This window comes from Pseudoalteromonas sp. NBT06-2 (assembly GCF_002276045.1).
Classification (GTDB): domain Bacteria; phylum Pseudomonadota; class Gammaproteobacteria; order Enterobacterales; family Alteromonadaceae; genus Pseudoalteromonas.
Genome location: NZ_NQMR01000253.1, coordinates 1 through 907, shown reverse-complemented (window position 1 = coordinate 907; position 907 = coordinate 1). Strand labels below are relative to the sequence as shown.

Below are 907 nucleotides of genomic sequence, written 5' to 3'. Positions count from 1 at the left end.
AATCCAAATTCTATTGTTGGAACATATAATTTTGATTATTAGTTTATACATACATTAATTGATTTAGGGCTATTACCAAAAGAGGGTGAATTCAGAGCTATCTTATTCAGTAATAGCCACAATGACAGGTATACTTTAAGAATAAAAGGATTTATTTATCTACCATCAAATACTTGCCATGTGTCTTTTAACGCCTGCTGTAGCGCAAGGCGTTAGTGACACTTTTTGCTGTTACCATTCGTTTAATATTTCAACGTTAACTACACTATCCTTTTCCAACATGCTGAGATTGGTGCTACTTAGTAAATCAAGCGGATAATTAATACAAGCGATACTGTCTGACATTGTATCAATGCAAGTAGAAATCCCATTAATACCAATATCATCTCTTTCAGAAATGTTATCAGTTAGACTTTTAGGTATATCGATAAACACTTGAAAATAATCATCTTCTTTAATAATATTATTGATGTTAGCAATACCTTTGATCTGTCCAGTTAACCCACCTCTTCCTACAGTAACTCCAAACTTTGGATGTATTTCCAAGTTTACTTTAGAACCTACGTCTAACCAATCAAATGTTGTTGTATTAAGCGCTTGATCAATATCGAAATAAACAACATTACCAGTAATTCGTACTACGGTTAAAGAGCACCCATTAACCAGCATAACTGAATTTACCTCAACTGATTGCAAAATATTTTTAGGGAAAATAATGCCATGCCTTTGCCTGTCATCACTTTTGGATATTTTTTTTATAGTTCCCACACCCTGAACGATACCTTTAAACATAATAATTAATCCCTTATTTTTTGATGATACATATTTATAGAGTATAAGTAGAATAAATGGCCTTTTGGTTAAAACCTAAAATATGCATTTTAGCTTTTAGCTTGTTTATGCCACT

1 protein-coding gene is annotated in these 907 nt (G+C 31.9%); it reads right to left on the bottom strand.

Features of this window, described 5'->3' with window-relative positions; all coding sequences use genetic code 11:
* Window positions 1-231: 231 nt before the first annotated feature.
* Window positions 232-792, bottom strand: a complete 561-nt coding sequence (locus CJF42_RS24870; RefSeq protein ID WP_095369199.1) for a hypothetical protein — start codon at window positions 790-792, stop codon at window positions 232-234.
* Window positions 793-907: the final 115 nt, after the last annotated feature.